This window comes from Nostoc sp. LEGE 12454, assembly GCF_056620565.1.
Genome location: NZ_JBWQXL010000007.1, coordinates 17546 through 42714 on the forward strand (window position 1 = coordinate 17546; position 25169 = coordinate 42714).

The 25169-nt window shown below is 41.8% G+C and carries 24 protein-coding genes; 14 read left to right on the top strand and 10 right to left on the bottom strand.

The features are described 5' to 3' along the window. Positions 1–74: 74 nt before the first annotated feature. The 3 genes from leuB to AC1F2U_RS09550 form a co-directional block, all read right to left on the bottom strand. Positions 75–1163, bottom strand: coding sequence for a 3-isopropylmalate dehydrogenase (gene leuB, locus AC1F2U_RS09540; RefSeq protein WP_480260884.1), 1089 nt, complete (start codon positions 1161–1163; stop codon positions 75–77). A gap of 141 nt (positions 1164–1304) precedes the next feature. Next, positions 1305–4052, bottom strand: coding sequence for an HAD-IC family P-type ATPase (locus AC1F2U_RS09545; RefSeq protein ID WP_480260885.1), 2748 nt, complete (start codon positions 4050–4052; stop codon positions 1305–1307). A 95-nt stretch (positions 4053–4147) separates the two neighbouring features. After that, complete coding sequence (locus tag AC1F2U_RS09550; RefSeq protein WP_480260886.1) at positions 4148–4705, bottom strand: hypothetical protein; 558 nt, start codon at positions 4703–4705, stop codon at positions 4148–4150. Between the two features lie 445 nt (positions 4706–5150). Here AC1F2U_RS09550 and AC1F2U_RS09555 point away from each other — a divergent pair, with 445 nt between their 5' ends. Together AC1F2U_RS09555 and AC1F2U_RS09560 are read left to right on the top strand one after the other, a co-directional pair. Continuing rightward, on the top strand, positions 5151–5576 hold the full coding sequence (locus AC1F2U_RS09555) for a universal stress protein (protein ID WP_480260887.1): 426 nt from the start codon (positions 5151–5153) through the stop codon (positions 5574–5576). 918 nt (positions 5577–6494) lie between these two features. After that, on the top strand, positions 6495–6980 hold the full coding sequence (locus AC1F2U_RS09560) for an SRPBCC family protein (RefSeq protein ID WP_480260888.1): 486 nt from the start codon (positions 6495–6497) through the stop codon (positions 6978–6980). Between the two features lie 44 nt (positions 6981–7024). Here AC1F2U_RS09560 and AC1F2U_RS09565 read toward each other — a convergent pair whose 3' ends face one another. Next, positions 7025–7411 carry a hypothetical protein gene (locus AC1F2U_RS09565; protein WP_480260889.1) on the bottom strand — a complete coding sequence of 129 codons (387 nt, stop codon included), beginning with the start codon at positions 7409–7411 and terminating at the stop codon, positions 7025–7027. A gap of 345 nt (positions 7412–7756) precedes the next feature. Here AC1F2U_RS09565 and rppA point away from each other — a divergent pair, with 345 nt between their 5' ends. The 7 genes from rppA (at position 7757) to purT (ending at position 16559) form a co-directional block, all read left to right on the top strand. After that, positions 7757–8437, top strand: coding sequence for a two-component system response regulator RppA (gene rppA, locus AC1F2U_RS09570; protein WP_292723872.1), 681 nt, complete (start codon positions 7757–7759; stop codon positions 8435–8437). 262 nt (positions 8438–8699) lie between these two features. Further along, the gene (locus AC1F2U_RS09575) at positions 8700–9980 is read left to right on the top strand and encodes a sensor histidine kinase (protein ID WP_480260890.1); all 1281 of its coding nucleotides are present in this window, start codon (positions 8700–8702) and stop codon (positions 9978–9980) included. Between the two features lie 578 nt (positions 9981–10558). Then, on the top strand, positions 10559–11413 hold the full coding sequence (locus AC1F2U_RS09580) for a mechanosensitive ion channel family protein (RefSeq protein ID WP_480260891.1): 855 nt from the start codon (positions 10559–10561) through the stop codon (positions 11411–11413). Positions 11414–11798: 385 nt separating this feature from the next. After that, complete coding sequence (locus AC1F2U_RS09585; RefSeq protein WP_480260892.1) at positions 11799–12749, top strand: ABC transporter ATP-binding protein; 951 nt, start codon at positions 11799–11801, stop codon at positions 12747–12749. A gap of 47 nt (positions 12750–12796) precedes the next feature. Then, entirely contained in the window at positions 12797–14572 is a 1776-nt protein-coding gene (locus tag AC1F2U_RS09590) for an ABC transporter permease subunit (protein ID WP_480260893.1), read from the top strand. 275 nt (positions 14573–14847) lie between these two features. Then, complete coding sequence (locus AC1F2U_RS09595) at positions 14848–15330, top strand: pentapeptide repeat-containing protein (RefSeq protein ID WP_480260894.1); 483 nt, start codon at positions 14848–14850, stop codon at positions 15328–15330. 65 nt (positions 15331–15395) lie between these two features. Beyond that, positions 15396–16559 carry a formate-dependent phosphoribosylglycinamide formyltransferase gene (gene purT, locus AC1F2U_RS09600; protein WP_480260895.1) on the top strand — a complete coding sequence of 388 codons (1164 nt, stop codon included), beginning with the start codon at positions 15396–15398 and terminating at the stop codon, positions 16557–16559. 241 nt (positions 16560–16800) lie between these two features. Here purT and AC1F2U_RS09605 read toward each other — a convergent pair whose 3' ends face one another. Continuing rightward, positions 16801–18162 carry a serine hydrolase gene (locus tag AC1F2U_RS09605; RefSeq protein WP_480260896.1) on the bottom strand — a complete coding sequence of 454 codons (1362 nt, stop codon included), beginning with the start codon at positions 18160–18162 and terminating at the stop codon, positions 16801–16803. 138 nt (positions 18163–18300) lie between these two features. Beyond that, on the bottom strand, positions 18301–18444 hold the full coding sequence (locus AC1F2U_RS09610) for a hypothetical protein (protein ID WP_480260897.1): 144 nt from the start codon (positions 18442–18444) through the stop codon (positions 18301–18303). Between the two features lie 279 nt (positions 18445–18723). Here AC1F2U_RS09610 and AC1F2U_RS09615 point away from each other — a divergent pair, with 279 nt between their 5' ends. Then, the gene (locus AC1F2U_RS09615) at positions 18724–19356 is read left to right on the top strand and encodes a DUF1003 domain-containing protein (protein WP_480260898.1); all 633 of its coding nucleotides are present in this window, start codon (positions 18724–18726) and stop codon (positions 19354–19356) included. 305 nt (positions 19357–19661) lie between these two features. On the opposite strand, the gene crtH is transcribed toward AC1F2U_RS09615, so the two are convergent. Further along, positions 19662–21152, bottom strand: a complete 1491-nt coding sequence (crtH, locus tag AC1F2U_RS09620) for a carotenoid isomerase (RefSeq protein WP_480260899.1) — start codon at positions 21150–21152, stop codon at positions 19662–19664. Positions 21153–21515: 363 nt separating this feature from the next. Here crtH and upp point away from each other — a divergent pair, with 363 nt between their 5' ends. The 3 genes from upp (at position 21516) to AC1F2U_RS09635 (ending at position 22994) form a co-directional block, all read left to right on the top strand. Further along, positions 21516–22166 (top strand): uracil phosphoribosyltransferase, encoded by a 651-nt coding sequence (upp, locus tag AC1F2U_RS09625; protein ID WP_480260900.1) that lies wholly within the window; start codon positions 21516–21518, stop codon positions 22164–22166. Positions 22167–22241: 75 nt separating this feature from the next. Next, positions 22242–22595 (top strand): ssl2009 family thylakoid membrane protein, encoded by a 354-nt coding sequence (locus tag AC1F2U_RS09630; RefSeq protein ID WP_480261105.1) that lies wholly within the window; start codon positions 22242–22244, stop codon positions 22593–22595. 129 nt (positions 22596–22724) lie between these two features. Next, on the top strand, positions 22725–22994 hold the full coding sequence (locus AC1F2U_RS09635) for a YggT family protein (RefSeq protein WP_322660280.1): 270 nt from the start codon (positions 22725–22727) through the stop codon (positions 22992–22994). A gap of 199 nt (positions 22995–23193) precedes the next feature. Here the strand turns inward: AC1F2U_RS09635 and AC1F2U_RS09640 are convergent, their stop codons facing one another. The 3 genes from AC1F2U_RS09640 to AC1F2U_RS09650 form a co-directional block, all read right to left on the bottom strand. Continuing rightward, positions 23194–23625 (bottom strand): biotin carboxylase, encoded by a 432-nt coding sequence (locus AC1F2U_RS09640; RefSeq protein ID WP_480260901.1) that lies wholly within the window; start codon positions 23623–23625, stop codon positions 23194–23196. An 86-nt stretch (positions 23626–23711) separates the two neighbouring features. Continuing rightward, positions 23712–24041 carry a Uma2 family endonuclease gene (locus tag AC1F2U_RS09645; protein WP_480260902.1) on the bottom strand — a complete coding sequence of 110 codons (330 nt, stop codon included), beginning with the start codon at positions 24039–24041 and terminating at the stop codon, positions 23712–23714. Then, on the bottom strand, positions 24011–24295 hold the full coding sequence (locus AC1F2U_RS09650; RefSeq protein ID WP_480260903.1) for a Uma2 family endonuclease: 285 nt from the start codon (positions 24293–24295) through the stop codon (positions 24011–24013). Before AC1F2U_RS09650 ends, AC1F2U_RS09645 begins: the two co-directional genes overlap by 31 nt. Positions 24296–24526: 231 nt before the next feature. Between AC1F2U_RS09650 and AC1F2U_RS09655 the strand changes: the two genes are divergently transcribed. After that, entirely contained in the window at positions 24527–25141 is a 615-nt protein-coding gene (locus AC1F2U_RS09655) for a hypothetical protein (protein ID WP_480260904.1), read from the top strand. The last annotated feature ends 28 nt before the right edge of the window (positions 25142–25169 follow it).

Here is a 25169-nt window from a genome sequence, read left to right on the forward strand (position 1 = left end):
ATTGCTAGATTTCCCTTTAGTCTACCCGAAACTTATAGCAAAGGTTGCCAAATTGCCCAACTTGCTCTACAAAATTATTTTTGTTCAAGAGCCTTAATGAGTGAGTCTCCCATAGCACGGCAACCCAGGAGGTTTTTTCCTGGAGAAATTATATCCCCTGTGCGATCGCCTTGTTCTAAAACTTGCAATACGGCTTGTTCGATGCTATCTGCCGCTTTTGGTTGGTCTAAACCGTAGCGCAACATCATCGCCACACTCAAAACCTGTGCTAGAGGATTTGCCTTATCAAGTCCGGCAATATCTGGGGCGGAACCATGAACTGGTTCAAATACACCAGGCCCAGAAGCGCCCAAACTCGCTGAGGGTAACATCCCAATACTACCGGTAAGCATGGCAGCAGCATCAGAGAGAATATCGCCAAACAAATTACCTGTAACGATGGTGTCGAACTGCTTGGGGGCGCGTACCAACTGCATAGCAGCATTATCTACATATAAATGAGAGAGTTCGATATCTGGATATTCTTGTGAAAGTTGGGTGATGCGATCGCGCCACAGCTGAGATACTTCTAATACGTTCGCCTTATCCACCGAACAAAGTTTTCCACCGCGTTTTTTAGCCGCTTCAAAAGCGACTCGCCCAATGCGTTCAATTTCCGATTCGGTGTAAACCATTGTATTTACACCGCGTTTTTCACCGTTTTCTGTAGCAAAAATCCCTTTGGGTTTACCGAAGTAAATCCCACCAGTGAGTTCGCGCACCACCATAATATCCACGCCTTCGACAATTTCGCGTTTCAAAGTGGAGGCATCGATTAGCTGGGGCAAAATTTTCGCTGGGCGCAAATTGGCAAATAGTCCTAAACCTGCGCGTAACCCTAACAAACCTGCTTCTGGGCGTAAATTGGATGGCAGGGAATCCCACTTGTAACCACCAATTGCTGCAAGTAATACAGCATCACTGTTACGGCAAGCCTCTAGAGTGGCAGATGGTAGGGGTTCCCCTGTAGCGTCAATTGCTGCACCACCGATGAGGGCTTCTTGGAATTCAAACTTCAGATCGAATTGCTTCCCTACGACTTTCAGCACATCTACCGCCACTGCCATAATTTCAGGGCCAATGCCATCGCCGGGGAGTAGAGTAATGCGGTAGTTCTGGGTCATAGCTGGTTATTACTAGGTAAATGCTTTCAGATCAAATATCATACCTAGCAAAATGTACTGATGGAGTTTTTAATTTATTTGGGTGCGGCTCTAACGTAATCATCTGGCATTGGATGAAACTACTAAAAAAGTCCTATATCCCTAGTTGAGCGGATCGAAACGCTGCAAGATGAGAGCTATAAACACCACTGGCAAACCTACACCCATACAAATGAGAGCTTGGATAAATGTCAAAGGTGTGGTATCAAACACTTGATTCATCATGCTCCACTGACTGAACACACATTGTAAAATCACCACAACCACAATTCCGATCGCAGGTGCATAGGCTACGGGTGTGCGTTTACCTTGGATTCTCACGACTAGAGATGGTAAAAACTGGGTAATGCTTAACAGGTAAAAGACTTCTGCTGCCACCAATCCATTAATTGCCATCGTGCGAGCTAAGGCTTCATTGCCTGTAGTTTGAAGTATCCATTGAAACACCCCAAAAATTACTACCCAATTGAAAGCAGAAATCGCTAATATGCGCTTAAGTAAACTACCTGATAAAAGCTTTTCTCTCGGATTGCGTGGTGGTTGCTGCATCACCTGTCCAGATTTTGGCTCAAAGGCGAGGGGAACAATCAACCCTACTGAACTGACCATGTTCAACCAGAGAATTTGGATTGGTAAGATGGGAAGCACAGTTGCCAGGAGAATGGCAATCAAAATCGTCATGGATTCGCCAACGTTGATCGGCAGCAAGAAGGCGATCGCTTTTCGCAAGTTGCGGTAAACACCACGTCCTTCCTCCACAGCAGCTTCTATTGAAGCGAAATTATCGTTAGTTAGAAGCATATCCGCCGATTCTTTAGCAACCTCTGCCCCAGCTATGCCCATCGCTACACCAATATCTGCCTGTTTGAGAGCGGGAGCATCGTTGACACCATCTCCAGTCATGGCAACAATTTCACCCTGAGACTGCAACGCTTTCACCAGATGCAATTTTTGTTCTGGGGCAACTCGCGCAAATACCATACCTTGTTCAGCCGCTTGGGCAAATTCTTTTTCATCCATCTGAGCTAATTGCTGTCCTGTGAACACCTGTTCTTCAGTCGAGCAAATTCCCATTTGACGGGCGATCGCAGCTGCTGTGAGCGCGTGGTCGCCTGTAATCATTTTTACCTGAATTCCAGCAGATTGACAGGCTTTTACTGCGGCGATCGCTTCCTCACGAGGCGGATCGATTATGCCTTGAAGTCCCAGAAACACCAGTCCTCGATCGATATCATTACGATCCAAGGATCGCTTAGTGGCAACTTCTTTGCTGGCAAAAGCTAGCACTCGTAACCCTTGGTTTGCCATGCCAGCAACTTCCTGTTCCACTGCGGCAGGATTGAGACGAGCGAGTTCTCCTTGAGCATCAAGCATCCGATCGCATCGTTGGAGAATTGCCTCTACAGAACCTTTGAGATAAATGATATTGAGCGATCGCTTTGCATCTAATTCATGCAAAGTTGCCATGTATTGGAATTGAGACTCAAAAGGAATAGTGTCTATTCTAGGTAATTGCTCTAGATTCTCTTGCGTCAATCCCGCTTTATTGGCAGCCGTAATCAATGCTCCCTCAGTTGGCGTTCCTACTAAGTCCCACTGTCCATCTCCCCATTCAATATGAGAATCATTGCAGAGCAATCCGGCTTCCAGGGATTCCCAAAGAGCAATATGTCCATCTGCATTGAAATCAACAGGCTGTCCATTCATCAAGATTTCACCGTCTGGGGCATAACCAATACCGCTAACAGTGTAGTGTTGCCCACCCGCATAAATCTTTTGAACCGTCATCTGATTCTCAGTTAACGTCCCAGTTTTGTCAGAGCAGATAACAGTGGTACTTCCCAAGGTTTCCACAGCAGGTAGCTTGCGAATAATCGCTTTACGTCGTGCCATCCGGGAAACTCCGATCGCCAAAGTGACGGTAACAATCGCAGGCAATCCTTCGGGAATCGCGCTGACTACCAGAGCCACACTCGCTTTAAAAACATCAATCCAAGATTCGCCTTGTCCTAATCCGACTGCAAATGTCAGGGCAGCTAAACCTAAAATTACATACAACAAGCTTTTACTAAACTTATCAATATTTCGCGTTAGCGGTGTTTTCAGATTTGTGCTGCTTTCAATTAACTGCGAGATGCGACCGGTTTCAGTGGCATCTGCGATCGCTACTACAATCCCTTCTGCCTGTCCAAAACTAACGAAACTTCCTGCATACACCATATTGCTGCGTTCCGCTAATGGTGTTTCAATAGGCAGGGATGCCGTTGCTTTCTCAACCGGAACGGATTCGCCTGTTAAGGCAGATTCGTCAACTTGCAACCCACGCACACTTAATAACCGCAGATCGGCGGGTACTTTATCCCCAGATGCCAGCAATACCAAATCACCCAGAACAAGTTCAGTCGAAGCCAAACGAGTTTTTTGACCATCGCGAATCAAAGTTGCTTCAGTAGTGACAGCTTTGGATAAAGCAGCGATCGCGCCTTCTGCTTTCGATTCTTGAATGTAGCCAATGATGACATTAATTAGGGTGACACCAAAAATTACTCCCGCATCTATCCAATCTTTGAGCAGCAGCGTCACCAGTCCCGCCGTCAACAAAATATATAGTAGTGGTTGATTAAATTGCTCTAAAAATCGTAGCCAAGGACTTTTTCCACTTTTACCAGTCAGTTGATTTGCACCCATCTGCTGGTGTCGTTTGGTAGCTTCTTTATCGGTCAAACCTGCTTCGGGATGGCTGGCTAACGTTTGCACAACCTTTTGTTCGCCCAGAGTATGCCATTCATAGTTGAGTAAATCTTTTGTTGTCTCAGAAAAAGTATTTGTAGCGATCGTATTTGCTGTCATCTCAGTCTCCAAATTGAAGTAACCTTTAAACTAATTCGTAATTAAGACTCATCAGATTTAATATCGATTTCTCTGTTTGAGTCTCTACCTTTTTTTCAAATTTGTGTTACTAACGAGGATCTTTTGTTAAGTTCATAAACATGCCACTCTCGCATACCCCAGTAACGGAGAATAGATTCTGCTTGCCAGATTTCATCTGCTGTTCCTTCTACCTTCACCAAAAATTTTTCTTGGCAGGTGGCTGGCTCACAGAGTCTAGCTTGCCTTTCAGGAGCAAACCAACCTTGAAATGCGCCATAAACACTGCCAAAAATTGCACTAGCTCCACCCGCTAGCAGTGTACTCACCACAGATTCAACCGCTAATGCCGGCCCAAAACCGGGAATAACTAATACGCCAAGTCCGGCTGTGAGTGCCAATAAGCCCCCGGCTTTTCCTCCTGTAATTGCGCCTGCTTTAGCACCTTCGATCGGAGTTATAGGATGTTTATCCGCATTAGCATCCTCGTGCAACTTTTCGTCTTCAGAGTCTAAAGTGAACACAGAAATTTTCTGCATGGGAAAGTCAATTGCTCTGAGTTCATCAAGCACCTGTGTTACAGCCTGACGGGTAGAAATGATGCCAATCGCATTTTTAACTGCACTGAAATTCATCACAACATCTCCTATAAAAATCAGTAAGTTTAAAACGAAGCTTTATTAATTTCCAAATAGCAAAAAACTATAGTTTTATAGTGTGAGCATGAACCGTATTAGTTCGGGTATTCGTTTTAAACCTCAGTTGGGTTAGTTTCGTTTCTCTGCTTCTTTTCCAGGATTGCTGATGAATGTGAACGAAAAGTGAATAAATCGTTTATCTACCTAATTTCACTTTTAAATCACATTTGTCCCTCAAGCTAAGAGAATGTCTGAAAAGTTTTTTTGTATACATCTTACCCTTGGAGATCCCCCTAAATCCCCCTTAAAAAGGGGGACTTTAAGACTCTTTTCCCCCCTTTTTTAAGGGGGGTTAGGGGGGATCAAGAAATATTTGATACTTCTCAGACATCCTCTAAAAGACAACAAATGAAAATGAAGTAATTGATTATTGGAGTTGGATATGAGCTTTAAGAAGATTTTGGTGGCAGTCGATGATTCACCTGCGACTGCAACAGTGTTTGCAAAAGCGCTAGAGTTAGCCCATAGAGATACTGCTCAGTTAATGATTGGTCACAGCATTGAGCTAGCAGCTTCTAGTCAACTCACTGTGAATTTAGTAGACCTGGAAATAGAAACACGACAGGCACAAAGTTTACTCCAGTTGTACTATCAGAAAGCGAAAATACTAGGCATTATGGCAGAATCCAGTTATCAAACAGGAGATCCTGGGACTAACATCTGTGATTTAGCCCGGAGTTGGGGAGCAGATTTGATTGTGCTTGGTCGTAGAGGACTTAAAGGATTTGCCGAACTTTTAGCAGGAAGTGTGAGCAATCACGTAGTTCATCACGCTCCATGTTCCGTCCTGGTTGTTCAACGTCAGTAGTTCCTTCAGAACCATACGTGTCAACTTAACGTGAAACCCTTGTAATGACGTGATATTCAGTTCTCTGGCTTCCTATCACCATTCGCATCACCCCACCCTAACCCTCCCCTTGTCAAGGCTACGGTGTACACACAAGTCTGAAGTTGTTCAAGAATCTGGGTTTTACCCCACCCTAACCACTGCTTGAATTCAATGAACAATACCTCCAATTCAATAAACGACCACCCGAATTCAATAAACGACCACCCGAATTCAATAAACGACCACCCGAATTCAATAAACGACCACCCGAATTCAATAAACGACCACCCGAATTCAATAAACGACCACCCGAATTCAATAAACAACCACCCGAATTCAATATATTTATTGCATAAATTCTCAAAACCTTACCTGAAACCTGATTTACTAAGGTTTTAGGTTTAGTTTTACCCCACCCTAACCATCAGTGCGATTAAGTTGGTAATGTTTGGGATTTAAGAAGAAATTCGACTTGTGTGTACACGGTAGCCTTGTTAAGGGGAGGGAACAAATTTCCTGTTTCCCCCCAAAACATCGGGGATATTAAGGGGGGTAAAACGCCTGTGGGACATGCATTTGAGCTTAAGTTGACACCAATGCTTCACAATTGTCTACCAACCGCCAGAATTTTGCTGTTAAAACGTAAGTTTTCCACGAATAGTATTCATTATGCTTTACAAGAAACAATCTAGTTTCTTCGTAGTCCACTAAAGAAACTTTATATGGTTTATTTTATGGTAGGAAAATCAAGTTATTTTCTCCCCCTGCTTCCCCTGCTTTATCTACCTACCTTCACCCGTAATTTTTGGGTTAGTCGATTACTAGGACTAGAATACATGGGGTTGTTTTTAGCAGGAATAACCGTTTTAATTGTGGTTTTTCTATCAACTCATACCCATGAAAATCTACACTGAAATTGAAATTCAGGCATCCGATGAACAAGTCTGGAACCTACTCACTGATTTTGCCAGTTTTCCACATTGGAATCTGTTTATTCGTCAAATTAGTGGTTTGCTGAGTGAAGGGGCACAGCTAACCGTTCACTTTCAGCCTCCGGGTAGAGATATTATGACCTTTCGACCTACGGTGATTACGGTAGAACCTAATCGGAAACTGCGCTGGTTATGGCACTTTTTGCTCCCAGGGTTATTTGACGTTGAACATAGCTTTATCATTGAACCGTTAGCAAGCGATGTCTACGACGGGCTACGCCTACGCGTTCGCTTCATTCAGCAAGAATCTTTCCAGGGTTTACTAGTACCTCTGCTGGCTCGTCGATTAAATATTGACGTTCGCCAAGGGTTTGAAGCCATGAACCAAACATTGAAAACCAAGGCAGAACGCATTGAAAATAAAAATCAGGAGGTCAGAAAGTTTATATAATCAGCTTTTTTCAACTATAGTAATAGCCTGAAATCGGATCGATGTTATTCCACAATCTCATAGCGCACTAACTTTCTAACATCTTCACGGGGTAGACCTAGTTCTTGGGCAATTGTCGCTTCTATTTGGCTGAATTCTATTGTTGGAAGTTCTAATTCCAGTCGCTTCAGGATGGGGTCTGCTGTTTCCACTTCTACCTGGGTAATTTTTTTAGTTCGGTTGACGGCGGCGTTAATGAGCAATACATTGACTGATACCCGTGCTTCAAGCTGAGTATCTGACTGAAGTTTTGTCTCGGTGGAGTAGGGTCGGTTTAACTCTTGAGCGGCTAGGAAATTACAGCCAAGCCAAAACACAACCGCTACCAGTGGTAGAGGCAACCAAAACTCTAATCCCAGCCCTTGCAGCCAACGTTTACTAATACGCCACACACTACACCTGCTTCTGATTTTGCTAGGTCACACTTCATGTATATCCTAATGGCACTAAGAAAAGATGAAACTGAGTCAGGGCAGGGTGTTGGGTGTAGGGTGTGGGGTTAAGGGTTGGAAGAAGATGTTGTTCTATTTGATGCACTAAAATTCAATTTTCTTAAACACTACACCCTACACCCTACACCCTATACCCAAAAGCCAGTAATATAAGGGGTTTACGCTTATCTTAGTGCCATTCATGTATATCCTAATGGGGTAGACAATCCTCTGAAATCTTACTGATGAAAGACGTTGAGATTGCTTCAATAGATTATTCTAAACAAGCACAAGTGTATAAAGGTGATGAAAATCTTACTGGTAGAGGACGATCCAAAGCAATTAATGCCGCTGCAAATGGTTCTCTCTCAGGCGGGACACAGCGTCGATGGTGTCAAGGATGGTGAAACTGCTCAATGGCTTTTGGCTGAAAAAGAATATGATCTGCTGATTTTAGATTGGATGTTACCTCGGATTAGTGGGGTGAGTTTGTGTCAACAGTACCGGGCGGCGGGAAAAACAGCTCCCGTATTAATGATCACGGCAAAAGATACCACACCCGATAAAGTCATAGGATTAGATGCCGGAGCAGATGATTACCTGGTAAAACCGATTGATATCGTAGAGTTCATGGCACGAGTGCGGGCATTGAGGAGGCGATCGCCCCTTTGGCAAGGAGACACCCTCTGCTTGGCAGACCTCGAACTTCATCTCGATAGACTAATTTTGGAGCGACAAGGGGCGATCGTATCCCTTTCCAGCCAAGAATTTCAGTTGCTAGAGTACTTCATGCGTCATCCTAAGCAAGTCCTGACTCGTAACCAGATTGAGCAAGCTGTATGGGAGTGGGGTAGTGAGCCAGAAAGCAATGCAATCACCGTTCTAGTTCGTAAACTTCGCCAACGTTTGCAAACATTAGCAGCAGCCGATTGGATTGAAACTGTCTACGGTATGGGCTATCGCCTCAACCCTCCAGAACCATCTTGAAACTTGATAATGGCAACGCAGAGTAGGGAGTAGTGCAATACGGTTCAGTTAAGGCTAAAACTCTGTTACCAAAGTCAATTTTTTAACGAACCGCCAAGGCGCAGAGGACGCAGAGAGAAAAAAGAGATGCTTAACTGAACCGTATTGGGGAGTAGTGTAGTTCAATTACTTGAAAAGTCTTGTAATTACGTTAGCGTAGCGGTAGCGAGTCCGCGAGCGTCATTACGAATTACGAATTACGAATTACGAATTAGTATGAGTTGTGTTTAACCGCAGTCGTCGTAACTTAGCTCGTTGGTTTACCCTTTCAATGGGGTGCATTCTGATTCTCTTTGCTGGAGTCATTTACAATCTTGAGGTGAAAGACAAGCTCAAAGCATTAGATAAACTGCTTTATAAAAGAGCAGAGCTAATGGCAGCCAGTTCGCAGTATCGGCTGGATCGAGGACAAAAAGAAGTCGATCTGAGCAATATACCGCTATTAGGTAGTGGTTCTCACCCAGCTGATATTGAACTAGTTTATGTTCGCTGGTATGACCCAAATGGCAAAATCAATCGTTTTTTTGGTACTCCACCTCCAGAAAAGTTAGAAATAGCATCTGAGTTTCTCACGATTAAGTCCATTGAACAGTTTACAGGTGAGACGCTTTGGCTTCGTCAAGTCACGCTACCTGTTCAAGGAGGAAATTCGGTCATTGGTTATCTGCAAGTTGCTATCCCGCTGACAGAAACTCAAAACGAACTCAGGAAATTTCAGTTAATGTTGACTCTTGCTGTGCCCGTAGCGCTTGGGTTAATTGGACTTACAGGTTGGGTACTCAGTGGTATAGCTATGCAGCCTGTTCAGCTAGCTTATAATCAACTGCAACGCTTCACATCAGATGCTTCTCATGAGTTGCGATCGCCCCTTTCTGCGATTTTGACCAATGCCCAAGTTGGGTTACTAATGGCAGCAGACCGTCCTCAGCTTCATCCCACACTAGAGAACATCATCGATAGCGCCAAGTCGATGAGTACCTTGGTGAATAACTTATTACTGTTGGCTCGGCATCAGGGAAAATTAACTCCGGAATCTCTCAAAAAGGTTAATCTTAATAGCTTGCTAGAGAATTTAGCTATTTATTACAATACTGTTGCTGCAAAAGCGTCGATCGAGTTGATCGGCCATTTACCAGAACAACCTATTGAGTTGTGGGCTGACCCCGATTTGCTGCGGCTAGCTGTGGAAAACTTACTCAACAACGCTTGCAATTACACTCCATCTGGTGGAACTGTCTGGTTACGCTTAGAACCTCACCCAGATCGAGCAGTAATTCAGGTTATTGATACTGGAATTGGAATTCCAGAGGCAGATTTACCTTACATTTTCGATCGCTTTTACCGAGTTGACACAGAACGTACCAGAGAAAGCGGCGGATTTGGGTTGGGATTAGCGATCGCTCAACAAATTGTCCAGGCTCATGGCGGTAACATTCATGTGATGAGCAATGAGGGTAAAGGCTCGACGTTCCAGATAAAGTTACCGTTTATGAGCCATTCCTAAATCACTTTTAAGAGATGATTCATAATGAAAATCTAAAACAAAGAGCTATATTTAACGACCCGCTAACAGAGAAGGCACTGTTAGCGAATTCAAGTTAAATTAATCCAAAGGTAGAATATTACAAATACATTTTAGAGGATGTTTGAAAAGTTTTCTTCTCGGTAACAAAACGTTCTAGATCCCCCTAAATCCCCCGATAAATTGGGGGACTTTGATTCCGGTTCCCCCCTTAAAAAGGGGGGCTAGGGGGGATCGGTTAGTGCCTAAAATCACGCAGAAATTTGAGATCGGGAGCAAAGATTGATACGCCAGGCAAGGATTAAATCTTGCAAAATCCCAGTATCGATTGACATCTTTGCTCGAATTGAGGAGTGGAAAAAACAGCAGTAAAGTGAAAAGTAGATAATTTTGCAAGAAAACATTTATTTATATTTTTTGCCCAAAACTGTTCAGACATCCTCCGAGAACAGTTTCCTATCTGCTGCACATTACAGCAAAAATTAAAAAAAAGTATTGATATATCATTTTGATTTAATTTCTTGTATGTTTATTGTATTTAATATTCACAGACAAAAATTATGGATTTTAGACAAATTAGCTTAGTTGCTAGCCAACTTTTAACTCAGTTTGGGTTGAAAATTTTAGGTGCGATCGCACTGTGGCTGATTGCTCAACGCTTGATTGACTTTGGATTGAAGCTAGTACGACGTGCTTTCCGAGGTCAACACGTCGATCCAACACTCATCAACTATCTTTTGAATATCATTGGTGTCACACTGAGAATTATTCTAGTTGTGGCAATTCTTGGCTTCTTTGGGGTTGAAACAACTTCCTTTGCTGCATTGCTAGCAGGAGCAGGCATTGCAATTGGTGCAGCATGGGGGGGTTTACTAGCTAACTTTGCAGCCGGAGCATTTTTAATTGTTTTTCGACCTTTCAAAGTTGGTGATTTCATTACCACCGCAGGCGTGACAGGCACTGTTACAGAAATTGGACTGTTCACAACTAATATCAATACACCTGATAACGTATTGACAATTGTCGCCAATAATAAAATCTTTGCTGATAACATCCAGAATTATTCTGCTAACCCTTACCGTCGGGTCGATCTGGTGGCTCAACTCCATCATGATGTGAAACACAACGAAGCGATCGCACTTTTGAAAGCGAAAATTAGCCAAATTCCTAATGTTCTCCAAAATCCAGCACCGGATGTGGAAATTCAGAATTTCAACTTTGCAGGGCCTGTACTAGCAGTACGTCCTTATTGCAATAACGATCACTATTGGCAGGTTTACTTCGACACTAATAAAGCTATCCGTGAAACCTTTGGTGAGGCTGGATATCCAGTTCCCGAATACCGTTATGCAATTAGCGCTTCATCTGGTAATGGGGTTAATAACGTCATCCCACCACTATCGGAGATAACTTGACACTAAAGAAAAAAGTCAAGGCTTAATTTGCAAATATTTCATAAATAGCAGAATCAGAATTAATAAGTAGGTAGGGCGTATGTCTTACCTACTTTTGCTAAGTTTATGACCTATTCCAGTGAAAATACCATTGCCTATTGACCAAGCGGTTGACTCTAATATCATCAGGTTTGCAATATTAATACTAGAGATTTCTAGCTTTAGTATTCCCCTTAGCAAAAATTAATAGTTGGTATTATTTAAAACTTTAGTGAAAATAGGGTAAATAATGCCCAGAACTCAAAGCAGCTTTAAATAAAGCTAGTTTCAATTTTGGAAACCATCCTGACAAAAGCTGTAAAAAAAGTTAGGTTAGCGGTTAATCACAAGCCGCACCTTAGCAGCGATGGTAAAAGAATTAACAATTTGTACCCGTGGACTCACTAAGCAATTTGACCGGCATGTTGCTGTCAATGATGTTGATTTAGAAATCCAGGCGGGGGAAGTATATGGACTGATTGGGCCGAATGGTGCAGGTAAAACAACTCTCATCCGTATGTTGGCAACTGCTGAGGAAGCAACTACGGGTGAGATTTATATTAATGGCGATCGCCTCATTCGTGACAACAGTAACCTCAAACTTAAGCGTCATCTTGGCTATTTACCCGATGACTACCCACTATATGAGGATTTGACAGTCTGGGATTACTTAGATTACTTTGCGCGTTTATATCGTTTGCGAGAACCGCGCCGCACTAAACGCTTACATGAAGTTTTAGAACTTATTCAACTTGGTAATAAACGCAATAGCCAGATTTCTACTCTGTCGAGGGGAATGAAACAGCGTTTAAGTTTAGCGCGAACCATTATCCACGAACCAATTTTACTATTACTCGATGAGCCTGTTTCTGGGCTTGACCCTATTGCGAGAATGCACTTTCGCGAAATTATTAAGGCTTTGCAAGAAGCTGGAATGACTGTCATCATTTCCTCCCACGTTCTCAGTGATTTAGCAGAAATTTGTACTTCTGTAGGAATTATGGAACTTGGCTTCTTAGTAGAAAGTACTTCCCTACAGCAACTTTATCAACGTCTAGCCCATCAGCAAATTGTGTTATCAACTCTAGGAAACTTAGAGACACTTTTGAACGAGCTTAAACACCATCCTTTAGTAGAAGAATGGGAGGTTATATTAGGAAAAAACAGTGTGCGGGTGAATTTTTCCGGCAAAGATGAAGATAGTGCCGAGTTATTGCGATCGCTCATCAAAGCGGACATTCCTCTAACTGATTTTCACTGCACGCAAGAAGACTTAGAAAGTATTTTCTTAAAATTAGGTCACAAACAAGCATCTTGATTCATCAATAAATCTTACTCACTATTTTGGAATAAATTTTTCATCCTATGCTCAATTTAATGGACAAAATCGGCGATTTGAATCCGCAATTATTCCGCGAACTCAAAGGACAATTTAAATTTGTTAATGTAGCGATCGTAGTTGTGACATCTTTACTATTGCAACTAGTAATTATTTTATATCATTTAAGCAATTCTCCTGATAATGAATACTCCCTAACTGGTACATACTGTCATTTACGTCAAATATATGAACCGCAACAAACACAGGTTTTTAAGGAATCAAATCAATCTAAAATTGATGAATTAAATGATTTCTTTTCAAAAAACTTTTGTCCCCAAAATCAAATTGATTGGCAGATGTGGTGGCGAGATCATTGGGAATATATATTCTTAACATTTAGTGTAATTTTTATATTTACACTACTAGTTGCAGGAACTTATTTGCTAATTAACGATTTCGCTAAAGAAGAAACTCGCGGCACACTAAACTTTATCCGTCTTAGTCCCCAATCAGAAATAAGTATATTGACTGGCAAGTTGCTAGGAGTTCCGAGTTTAATTTATCTCATGATTTTAGTAGCAGTTCCTTTACATTTATGGGCTGGGCTTTCTGCGAAAATTGCTTTCAGTTATATTTTTGGTTACTATGCAATTCTTACTGCTAGTTGTCTTTTCTTCTACAGCGCTGCACTACTACTTAGCTTATTTAGTCGTTCATTTAGTGGTTCTCAACCTTTGTTAGGTTTATTAGTTAGTGGTATAATTTTTATGTTTTTGTTCATAACGATGTTACTTGCATCGTCTTCTAACAACAGTTTATATAATTCAACTGCTTGGTTTAGACTTTTTAATCCTTGGGATACAACTAATTATCTATTTCCTAACTTATTTAATCTATCTAATGGCTCGGATATTAAAAAATTGCAGTTTTTCTATTTGCCATTAGGGAAAAATATTATTAGTGTTGTTGGCTTTCATTTATTAAATTTGGGATTGTGCAGTTACGGAATTTTGCAAATTCTTAAACGTTGCTTCCGTAATCCTCAAGCCTCAATAATTAGCAAGAAGCAAAGTTATTTGTTAGTAGCGTTTTGCCAGTTGATGATCTGGGGTTTTACTCTACAAATTGGTGAAAATAGTTACACATTAGATCGACAAGTTGGGGAAAATTACATTTTGCTAGCATCATACAACTTAGTGTTAATTTTAAGTTTAATTGCAGTTCTTTCCCCTCACCGTCAAGATGTACAAGATTGGGCAAGATATCGACATCAGGGAGTTTCTAGCCATAAGAGTATCTGGCAGGATCTAATTTGGGCCGAAAAAAGCCCTGCACTCGTGGCGATCGCAATTAATCTTACAATTGTTACTATCCCCTGGCTAGTCTGGATTTCATTTACATCTATTTTTGATACCAACAATCCCCAAACTTGGCTGGGTAACGATATTGACAGGTTTAAAGCACTTTTAGCTATAGCTTTATCTATCAGCGTAATCATGATTTACGCTACCATCGCCCAATTGATACTTTTGCTGAAAACTCCCAAACGTTCTTTCTGGGCAATTCGGATTATAGGTGCAGCAGTGTTCCTGCCACCAATAATTTTAGAATTTATCGGCATCACATCACAGGTGTCTACTGTGGTGTCTACTGTATGGCTGTTTTCAACTTTTCCTTGGGCTGGTATACAAGGCTCTGGAACGACAACAATTTTTATGGCATTCCTCGCTGAGTTAACTTTACTAGGATGGTTAAACTTGCAGTTGACCAGACAAGTGAGATTAGCAGGCGAATCTGCTACGAAAGCATTATTAGCATAACATTAGCTCGGTAGTTATCAATAAACTTAGAACCTCAATTTCTCAAAAAAATTGGGGTTTTTGTTTTTTATGAATGCTTTAAGACTCAATACGATTCAGTTAAGGCTTAACTTTTTGTCAAAGTCAATTTTTTTAACGAACCGCCAAGGACGCCAAGTACGCAAAGGAAGAGAAGAAAGAGAAGGGAGAAATGCTTAACTGAACTGTATTGCTTTAAGACTGCTATATTATTTATTATTTGTTATTAACACAAGTATCACAAAAATCTGAAAATCATGTTAAATATCTCTACTCAAGACCTACGCCATACAGCCATCCATTTTTTAGAACAAAGTCCCCCACAACGTCTACAAATTCTTAAGCAACTGGGCATCGCTCGTTATGAATTTTTAACTAAAATTCAACTAAATGAAGCTAATATCATTTGTATAATGCGATTTTTTAAATATCCCAGTCAGCTAAAATTTCCTAATCTAATGGGAGCAGATTTATCTGGTTTAAATTTAGATGGGGTCAACTTTATTCGAGGAAATTTGTCAGAAGCAAATCTCCAAGGTAGTAGTTTAGTAAATGCAGACCTTTTATTTGTAAATTTTACGAAAGCTGATTTGAGAAATGCAGATTTACGAGGTGCAACTCTGAACGAGACTATTTGGTTAGAGACTCTAGTAGATAAGTGTCAGTTTGGCGTAGGTATTGGTTTAAATCATCTACAACGTCAAGATTTAGAACTGCGAAAAGCTATATTTAATTCTTGAGAAGTTAGTAATGAAAACCCAAAAAATTATAAGATGATTGAATTGATCTTGACTTGGATAAGTTAATGAGTATTAAGTTGCCCCAAAAACTGATGTTGCTGGGTTCAGGAGAATTAGGCAAAGAATTTGCGATCGCAGCTCAACGTCTTGGTAATTATGTGATTGCCGTTGACCGCTACGCCAATGCTCCGGCGATGCAAGTTGCTGATGCTTATGAAGTGATTTCTATGCTCAGTGCTGATGATTTAGAAGCTGTAGTGACAAAACATCAGCCAGATATTATTATACCAGAAATTGAAGCAATCCGAACAGAAAAACTCATCGAATTTGAACAGCGAGGGATTACAGTTATTCCGACTGCGGCTGCTACTAACTATACAATGAACCGCGACAGAATTCGGGAACTAGCACATCAACAATTGGGCATTAGAACAGCTAAATATGGTTATGCAACAACTTTAGAAGAATTGATTACTATTTCGGATAAAATTGGCTTTCCCAATGTTGTTAAACCTGTGATGTCATCATCTGGGAAAGGTCAATCTGTAGTGCAGGATAAGACTGAGGTTGAGAAAGCTTGGATTTATGCGATCGCTAATTCTAGAGGAGACAGTCAAAAGGTGATTGTCGAAGAATTTATTAACTTTGAAATTGAGATAACTTTACTAACAATTAAACAGTGGAATGCACCGACAATTTTCTGTTCTCCCATTGGTCATCGCCAAGAAAGAGGCGATTATCAAGAATCGTGGCAACCCGCAGAAATTTCTGAAGATAAAATATTAAAATCCCAAGAGATAGCTATAAAAGTCACTAATGCTTTAGGAGGAGTCGGAATTTTTGGTGTTGAATTTTTCATTACCAAAGATGAAGTGATTTTCTCAGAGCTTTCTCCTAGACCTCACGATACGGGAATGGTGACATTAATCTCACAAAATCTCAATGAATTTGAACTACATCTACGAGCTATTTTAGGCTTGCCAATTCCTCATATAGAACAGCTAGGAGCCTCAGCCAGTGCGGTAATTTTAGCTTCAGAAAAATCTGATTCTATTATTTTTAATGGTGTAGCCGATGCTTTGTCAGAAAAAGATGTAGATATTAAATTATTTGGTAAACCTAATGCTCATCCATATCGGCGAATGGGCGTAGCTTTGGCGAAAGGTGTGAATATCCAAGAGGCTAGGGAAAAGGCTACTAAAGCCGCAAGTAAAATCACAATTATCTAATTACTGTAGGAATGCACAGCTGTCATTGGTGTAAACTTCAGCCAAAACCCTTTTAAAATCTCGTTTTCAGCCTTTGGCTGGAAATGCTACTCCTAGCTGGCTCTGCCGCGAGTTTGGAGGCGGAGCCTCAATGAGGGGCATTCCCAGTCTGAGACTGGGAACGAGATAATCTGCTAAAAGCTTTTTCTAGACTGGCTTCAACCTTAAGTTGACACTAATGCACAAATGTACGCCCCTACTGCTATCTCGTAACACGATTATCTAAATCAACCGCAGCAACTGGATTCGGCTGATTCAGGTAATTGTAAACAAGTTGGGAAACTTGACGAATAAAGTCTCTTCCCCTGGTGTCCTTATAAGGACGGGTGACGAAGATAGCCGCCAGGTAACGCTTACCATTAGGCATAGTTACAAACCCCGCATCGCCGATGAGAAAACCGATATCTCCGGTTTTGTTGGCGATAACTGCACCTTTCCCTAAACCGGCGGGAAGCAGTGTGTGAATTGTGGTGTGACGCAGAATATCTAAGGCTTGCTCCCGACTTTGTGGCGAAACTAGCTTGTTATTCACAACTAAAGCCAGCACCCGCGCCATATCTTGAGAACTTGTGGTGTTAGTTCCTCTCAAATCAGCTAAAAGATGGCGAATTACTGTGTCTTTCAGTCCCCAACTACGAAAGCGCTGATTTAGTTTCCCCGCTCCACCTAAGCGATCGATAATCATATTGGTGGCAGTATTATCACTAATGGTAATCATCTTAGTGATGGTTTCCAAAGCTGTGTACTTTTTCCCAACGCGCTCATATTGCATACTTCCAGAACCATTGGTAACTAAGTCACGCCGCATAGTCAGGTTTTCCTGAAGGGTGACTTTACCAGCATCTAAATCTTGGAAAAATGCGATGAGTATTGGCAGTTTGATTGTACTAGCAGCGGGGAAAACGCGATCGCCTCCAATATCCAAATAATCCCCAGTCTCCAAATCCAGAAAAAACATTCCTGTTTTCAGAAAACTGTAGCGACTCATCAAGGCTTTAATTTGAGGTTCTAGCGCTTTCATCGGTGAATGCATTGGAACCACACCAGCAAAGAGAGTCCTATTATCATTCACTCTTGGAGAAATACTCGGAGTTATCTCTAAATATTGCGGCTGGGTTGCAGTCAATCGTATTGGCTTGGGTAACTGCACAGACCAATGATTGGGGGATTCCTCTTGCAGTTGCACCTGTGCTAAATCAAAGGTGTAGTCGGGTGCTAAAGTAACTACCATGCGGGTAGTCTCTGCATTAAACTGCTCGATGCGAATGTCTCTAATTACTGGCCCCACTCTTTGACTAGTCTGTGGATATCCTAATGTAACTCCAGACAAATCAATTACTAGACGAGTCGGGTTGGTAAGTAGTCGTAACTTCGGTTGAACATTCTCATCTGTGGTGAAGTCCAGATGATTGCGATTGCTATCAAAATGCCAATTTGCGATGGCTACGCCCGCCGCAGGCATCGCAGTATTAGCTTTGACAGTAGAGCCAAACAGAATCAAGCTTAAGAAACTGGGTAGAAGCCAGCTAAATTTTACAATGTTTTCTTTGTGTGTGAGTAGCATCAGCGATCGCTTTGTGTGGAAGATTCTTGAATGGACAAAAGCCGCCCACCATTAAAGCACAGTTATGAAAAGTTTTGTAAATTACAGTGAAAAGGCACGGTAAAGAACTAACCGAACCGATTTTGAGCGTGGCGTAACCTATCGCATCCACGCACGAATGCGTTTGTGTATCGCCGCTGATGACTGTTTCTCCGGCGTGAGCCGCAATGCCTCAATTGTGTCACTGAAGGCTTTTATTGCGAAATATACATTAGATATTCGATCGGTATACCACATAAACATAAGTGTTATCCTGACATAGCATTGACATCAAAATGACATATCTAAAAAGTATATAATCAACTATATTTTTAACAAATCACTATATCTCAATACAATATTGAAACAATAAATGTGATGCTATGATTCTGTTTCAATATCTCTGCTTGATTCAACAGCAATAGCAATCTGGCAGAATCTGTCTATAGGTACTTTCATATATTTTTCTACCTAAAAGTATACATATTTAGCTAAAACTTGAGTTATTGATTTAGAGAAATCAGTACTACAAGAAAACTGTTCATGGTCTCCCAAGATAAACCAAATCCAAAAGATTCACCGCAAGTATCAGCTTCAGCGCCTTACCATACCATTTTGCCCACTGCCCCATTGCCGGAAGCTATTAGTCAAAATATCGAGACTATTATTGCCCTGCACAGACGTTATGAAAAAGACGTACCTCAACATCAACGATTTGTAGAAACAGTAACAGCCTTTTTTGATCGTCCGGTATTCCTGTATAGCATTTTGTTAGGAATTATTCTGTGGGTAACACCCAATATTTTACCACGACGTTTAGGGATATCAAGATTCGATCCACCCCCATTTTCTTGGCTACAATTTTCACTCACCGCAGGTTCCCTGTTAGTCACAACAGGGGTGTTGATAAAACAAGAGCGTCAGGAAAAATTAGCAGAGCAACGGGCGCAACTAAGCCTTCAGCTTAACCTGCTCTCTGAGCAGAAAATCGCAAAACTTATCGCTTTAGTTGAAGAATTACGCCAAGATATTCCCAATGTCAAAAATCGCTCCGATCCGCAGGCCCAAATAATGAAAGAAGCTGTTGATCCGCAAGCAATTGTAGATGCGTTAGAAGAAACTTTAGCATCAGAATTAGCTAGTTTTCAAAACCAAAAAATAGCAGATTTGGAGTAATAAAGCTTAATATTGTATTAACAAAAGCACTAAATTAGTAATTTTTTGATTGTATTTACTACCTATCTCAATCCGGTTTAGATAAGCTGGGGAGGTGACTTGGATGGCGCTTAAAGTGAAGAGATTAAATTTAAATACTTTTGCTTCCCCAGCGCTTTCCTCTACCTCCGCTCAAAGAACTTGCTTTAACAGATAAGTTTATTAACTAAACTGTATTGAGAGTTACTCAGATTGTTAGGGTAGCTATCAGCTTCACTAGTAAAGCTATCCGCTTACTAGGTTTTTTGTGTAGGCTATTTCTGTAATTAAAATCCTAAATCTACGGCAATACGGTGGGCGCAAGCAAATCCAGAAAAAGCGACTGCATTCAAACCTTGACCCGGAAATGTACTATCCCCTACACAATAAAGTCCTGAAATAGCTGTGCGATTAAAGGGCATATTCAATAATCCCCACAACTTACGCCGGGGAATTGGCCCATAAGTGCCATCCTCACGACCCAAAAAGCGGCGATGGGTGCGCGGTGTTCCGACTTCTAAATAATCCAATCCGGCATCTAAACCCGGAAAAAGCTTCTCTAGGCGGTCAATAATTCGCCAAGCTGCCTTTTCTTTCTTCGCTTCGTACTCACTCACAGAAAGTTCTTGCCAATCATCAATCCAGTGAGGCGTGAAGGCATGAATGATGTGATATCCATTTGGTGCTAAATCTGGGTCAAGCAGTGTGGGAATCGAAACAAACACTGTGCCTTCTGCTGCTGTCATCTTTTCCCAGTCTTCCAGCAAAATATGATGACACTCTGTTCCCGCAGGTAAAACTGACTCCTTTACCCCGATGTGCAAACTCAAGAAGCTTGGAGATTTTTGGTAGTTTTGTTGCCATTTTTTCTCATTATTTGGCATTGCTTCTACTGGTAATAATTGTGTAAATGTATCCCAGCGTGTAGCATTAGAAACTATGCGTTTACCCCGGTATACTTTACCATTAGCCAGTTGCACACCTACCGCTTTTCCCTGTTCTGTAAGAATTTTGGTGACTCTAGCTTGGTACTGAATCTGACCTCCAGCCTTCTCTAGACCTTCCACTAGTTTTTGGGCAATTTGCCCGACTCCGCCTTTGGGATAGTTAACTCCGCCATAATGCCTATCAGAAAAGACCATTCCAGCATTAATCATTGGTGTCATATCTGATGGAACCACCGACCAGCAATAACATTCCATATCGATAAATTTCAATAATTGCGGGTCTTTGATGTAACGCCGCGCCACATCCCCGGCATTTTGCGGCAGATACTTGGCTAAACCGAGACACGCCAAAGGATGCTGGAAAAATACGCGCAGCAAATACCGAGGTTCTTCCAGTGACAGCAAATCCATGCTGTTGAGACACTTAAATACTTTTTGACATTCGTCATAAAAGCGACGAATCCCTTGTTCTTCATGGCGAAAATGAGCAATAAGATTTTGCAAAAATTTTTCATAAACCCGGTCAACCTTTAGGTCTAAACCTTGGGGTAAATGATAGTGAATCTGCACCGGATCTGCGATCGCTTCTTGGCTGACATTTACAGCTGATAATGCACGGGTGAGTAAGTTGGTAGTACCGTTCTGTCCCAACCCAAAAATCATTGATGCGCCAACATCAAATCGATAGCCTTGGCGTTCAAAATAACCAGCACTACCGCCGGGAATCAAATAACGTTCCAATACCAGCACTTTCGCTCCCTTCGCCGCTAACTGGGTCGCTGTTACTAATCCGCCAATCCCAGACCCAATTACGATCGCATCAATTGTCATTTGTCATTTGTCCTTTGTACTAAGCGTTCGCGTAGCGTCTCGTAGAGAAGTATTTGTCCTTTGTCTAGAGTCAATCAATATTTAATTTAACTAATGACTAATGACCAATGACGAATGACCAATGACTAATCAAAAAAAAAGAGGGACGAGCCTGCTACTGCTGGCTAATCCCGTCTGCCGATCCTTAAAAGAGAGGAGAACACTTTATAAGAATATAGTCTTGATTGAGAATACATGTCAACTACTAATGAAAAATTTTATCAATAAAATTGAGATTGTTAATTTTAAGCTGTCAGCCGGATGCAGGAAAGAGTATTATGGTGTTTCAGTTCTTATACAATAAAAAGGCGCCTATTTCTGGCTATGACGCTACAATTGCGCGTTTATGTTCCACCCCATCCCCTGATCAAGCACTGGCTAGCAGTTGCCCGTGATGCAGGCACGCCTTCAGTATTGTTCCGCAGTGCCATGACTGAGTTGGGAAGATGGCTGACTTATGAAGCCGCACGAGACTGGTTGCCGACTCAAGAAACAGCAGTACAGAGTCCCTTAGATACCTGTCCAGCAACGGTGATCGATCCGCAAGTGCCTATGGCAGTAGTGCCAATTCTGCGGGCTGGGCTAGGATTACTAGAGGGGGCGCAAACTTTACTGCCTTTAGCATCGATTTACCACTTTGGTTTGGCGCGAGACGAAGAGACGCTGCAACCTCATTGTTATCTGAATAAGTTACCAGAAAAATTTGACCCCGAAACACGAGTGTTAGTTACCGATCCAATGTTGGCAACCGGAGGGTCAATCATGGCAGCAATGGCAGAATTAACACAACGGGGCGCTGACCCAGCCCTGACGCGGATTGTTTGTGTAGTAGCAGCTCCACCAGCTTTACAAAAATTGAGTGAAGCTTATCCAGGTTTAATAATTTATACCGCTACTATTGACGAAAAACTGGATAGTAAGGGATATATTGTACCGGGATTAGGAGATGCAGGCGATCGCATCTTTGGGACTTAAGCTAGTATGCAGCTAGGGCAGGAAAATAGCATAACTACTGTAAAAGTTGCAAGGTTTGTTGAAGGCGGTAAAGATATGAGTCAGCGAGATGGTTTTGGCAGTGGTTTTGTAGCAGGGGCGTTTGTTGGTGGCGTATTTGGCGGTGTTATCGGGGCGCTGATTGCTTCTCGACGCGATCCAGAATTGTTAGTAGAAGAAGAGACAGAACTGACAGATAGCCAAGCCGAAGCTAAGAAAATAGCAGCAAAGCGGCGTCAGATGAAAGCCTCAGAAAGCGAAAGCATCGGCATAGAAACGGCCAGGCGATCGCTAGAAGATAAAATTGCCCAGCTAAATGCCACAATTGATGAAGTGCGAAAGCAATTGGGAAATGTTAATGGCGGTTCACCCCAAGCAACCAATGACCGCTCCCTCACTAAAGACTCCTGAAGTTTGTTCAGGCGTGGTGAAAGTGTCAAGTGTGGTAAACGTGAAATCCGCAAACACTTTTGACTTTGGACTAAATTAAAATTAAAAGATAAGACCGCGTTTGACACCTAGTAGGAAACCAAACTATCCATGAGTTTACTGATTACGACACTAATTACCTTTGTCAGCTTTTATAGCTATTTGCTAATTATCCGGGTTTTGCTAACCTGGTTCCCGACAATCAACTGGTATAATCAGCCATTTGCCGCTTTAGCCCAAATAACTGACCCTTATCTGAATCTATTCCGCTCAATTATTCCCCCATTGGGCGGTATGGATTTTTCGCCGATCTTAGCTTTCTTAGCACTTAATCTAGTTAGTGGGCTTCTGAGTGCCATTCCAGCTAACCTGCCCTTATAGAAAGAAAGATTTTGATTACTACTTTGGTAAAAAATTGTGTAGAGACGTTAAGTATACAAGCGTCTCTACAATTTTTTACGAATTACTAATTAACCCAAGTTGCTAGTTATCAAAAAATACCATTATGCGACACTAATTAGCAACTTACGTTAATTACCTAGCCTGTTTCTCGCCTTTTGCGAGTACTACGAATTAAGAATTACTTACGCACTTGACCGCTAAACCCCGCAGCCTTGAACTGTTTTAGCTTCAACGGAGTAGGCTGATTCGCAGGTACAGAAATTCTCAATTCAAAATCGCTAATACCTGGTGGCACCTCAGTAATAGAACCTAAGCGGGTGCGGTTTTGCATTACCGAGTCATTATTGGCATCATAGATGCGTCCAAAAATATCTGCGTCGTAGACTGTTTTATTAGTGCCATTTTCTGCTTTGCCAACGACAAGAAAACAATTGGCAGCAGCGCTACCACTACTAATAACAGCCCCTTCTGCTAGTTCTGGTGGACAATCTTTATAAGAGACATCAAATAGTTTAATCTGTGTCAGGGCTACAGCTGGGGGAATAATCACCCACGATAAAAAAGTAATGAGACATGAAATAAAAACGACTGTGAGTGAACGCAACCGCATAAAAGACCCCGTGATTAATTCAATAATTATTAACTGATAACCTCAGCTTACAACATACCCCTACTCTCTATTCTTTACTTCCCTGATTAATTCGCCACTGCAAATACCTGCTCCACTATCAATTCCCAATTAGGTACTATATCTGATGCAATGGTCGCCGTACCCTTCAAGACCGTATCTTCATATTGTCCCTCGACCCACTTGCAAACGGTGATTTGTTTTAACTCAGGATCGACAATCCAGTATTCAGTAATGCCTCTAGCTGCGTATTCTGTGCGCTTGTAACGGTAATCGCGGCTGCGGTTCTCAGTTCCGGGACTGACGACTTCAACCACTAGTGCAGGCGGAGGCATATCGCGGGTAATTAGATTGCGAGGACTGCCAATCAAAGCCGCTTTCGATTCCGTATGCAACACCAGACGGGTAGGCGACAGGTTGCTCGCCGCCCACTAACTTCGACTTCAATATCCTTGTAAGCCAGTGAGGTAATAGGAAAACGCTTTGCCAACTCGAATAATAGAAATTTGGCAATATCACAATTTTCCTGGCTCTGGGTTGGCATTTCTACTAACTCTCCATCTACTAACTCATAACGAGTATCAGTGCGATCGTCATAAGCCAGAAATTCTTCAAAAGTCAGGAGTTTTGTGGGATGCTGAGTTTGAGGCATGGCAATTTACCTAACTAGGTGATAAAGGAGGTCAACACTAGAAAACACTAAACCGATACCAAGAACTCAAAAGACAGGAGACGGGATCGAGTTTTTCTGCTGACTCCTGACTTCCTTGAATATTAGGCATCTTAAATTTAATTATGTCTATATTTAACTACAGGGTAATTAGAGACTTGAATTTAACATTTGTAATAATTAGGGGAATAACCCCTCAATTGCTATGAACTTATGACTCCAGATGAGATTGAAGTAGCTATGTTCGCAGCCTTTAATGATTGTGATGCAGCAAGCTGTCCTCTCACTGACGCGCAGAAACAGATATTACTGCAAGTGGTTGAGCAAATTCAGGGAAATTCTAGCTCTGGGATGTCAAATATTGCTAATCCTTTAGACGAACTTACCCCAGAGGAGTTAGAAGCATTTTTACAATTTGTTAAGGAGGAAGAACAACGCAACCGCACTTGGAAAGTGCAATTACTCAACGACTGGTTGTTGGAAAATGACTCTGGAACGGTACAATTTATTCGCCAACGCTATGGTTTACAGTGGCTGAATCGGGTTGAGTCATATCATTTTGACAAGTATTCTTATTTTGAGGATGCACTGAAGTTAAGAGTAGGCGATCGCATTGAAGTTTCCAATGCACTATGGGAATGGGTGCAGGATGATGGCCCTTGTAAGCGGGAATGGTTTCCCTGTATGGTGATTAAGGTTGAGGAAATTAGCGATCGCGATGATTCCTCTACTAATTGCGTCGTCCGCTTCTTCAACGGCGCTGAGTATGAAATTCAAGGAATGTATAAATGGAATCGCTATAACTGGCGCTGGCCTCAAAAGGAGTAAGGAAGGCTGAGTTTTTAATGCTTGTGAA

Excerpts from the sequence above, each read along its gene's own strand:
- leuB (WP_480260884.1), bottom strand. The coding sequence starts at position 1,163 with ATGACCCAGAACTACCGCATTACTCTACTCCCCGGCGATGGCATTGGC.
- AC1F2U_RS09545 (WP_480260885.1), bottom strand. The coding sequence starts at position 4,052 with ATGACAGCAAATACGATCGCTACAAATACTTTTTCTGAGACAACAAAA.
- AC1F2U_RS09550 (WP_480260886.1), bottom strand. The coding sequence starts at position 4,705 with ATGAATTTCAGTGCAGTTAAAAATGCGATTGGCATCATTTCTACCCGT.
- AC1F2U_RS09555 (WP_480260887.1), top strand. The coding sequence starts at position 5,151 with ATGAGCTTTAAGAAGATTTTGGTGGCAGTCGATGATTCACCTGCGACT.
- AC1F2U_RS09560 (WP_480260888.1), top strand. The coding sequence starts at position 6,495 with ATGAAAATCTACACTGAAATTGAAATTCAGGCATCCGATGAACAAGTC.
- rppA (WP_292723872.1), top strand. The coding sequence starts at position 7,757 with ATGAAAATCTTACTGGTAGAGGACGATCCAAAGCAATTAATGCCGCTG.
- AC1F2U_RS09580 (WP_480260891.1), top strand. The coding sequence starts at position 10,559 with ATGGATTTTAGACAAATTAGCTTAGTTGCTAGCCAACTTTTAACTCAG.
- AC1F2U_RS09585 (WP_480260892.1), top strand. The coding sequence starts at position 11,799 with ATGGTAAAAGAATTAACAATTTGTACCCGTGGACTCACTAAGCAATTT.
- AC1F2U_RS09590 (WP_480260893.1), top strand. The coding sequence starts at position 12,797 with ATGCTCAATTTAATGGACAAAATCGGCGATTTGAATCCGCAATTATTC.
- AC1F2U_RS09595 (WP_480260894.1), top strand. The coding sequence starts at position 14,848 with ATGTTAAATATCTCTACTCAAGACCTACGCCATACAGCCATCCATTTT.
- purT (WP_480260895.1), top strand. The coding sequence starts at position 15,396 with ATGAGTATTAAGTTGCCCCAAAAACTGATGTTGCTGGGTTCAGGAGAA.
- AC1F2U_RS09605 (WP_480260896.1), bottom strand. The coding sequence starts at position 18,162 with ATGCTACTCACACACAAAGAAAACATTGTAAAATTTAGCTGGCTTCTA.
- AC1F2U_RS09610 (WP_480260897.1), bottom strand. The coding sequence starts at position 18,444 with ATGTTTATGTGGTATACCGATCGAATATCTAATGTATATTTCGCAATA.
- AC1F2U_RS09615 (WP_480260898.1), top strand. The coding sequence starts at position 18,724 with ATGGTCTCCCAAGATAAACCAAATCCAAAAGATTCACCGCAAGTATCA.
- crtH (WP_480260899.1), bottom strand. The coding sequence starts at position 21,152 with ATGACAATTGATGCGATCGTAATTGGGTCTGGGATTGGCGGATTAGTA.
- upp (WP_480260900.1), top strand. The coding sequence starts at position 21,516 with ATGACGCTACAATTGCGCGTTTATGTTCCACCCCATCCCCTGATCAAG.
- AC1F2U_RS09630 (WP_480261105.1), top strand. The coding sequence starts at position 22,242 with ATGAGTCAGCGAGATGGTTTTGGCAGTGGTTTTGTAGCAGGGGCGTTT.
- AC1F2U_RS09635 (WP_322660280.1), top strand. The coding sequence starts at position 22,725 with ATGAGTTTACTGATTACGACACTAATTACCTTTGTCAGCTTTTATAGC.
- AC1F2U_RS09640 (WP_480260901.1), bottom strand. The coding sequence starts at position 23,625 with ATGCGGTTGCGTTCACTCACAGTCGTTTTTATTTCATGTCTCATTACT.
- AC1F2U_RS09650 (WP_480260903.1), bottom strand. The coding sequence starts at position 24,295 with ATGCCTCAAACTCAGCATCCCACAAAACTCCTGACTTTTGAAGAATTT.
- AC1F2U_RS09655 (WP_480260904.1), top strand. The coding sequence starts at position 24,527 with ATGACTCCAGATGAGATTGAAGTAGCTATGTTCGCAGCCTTTAATGAT.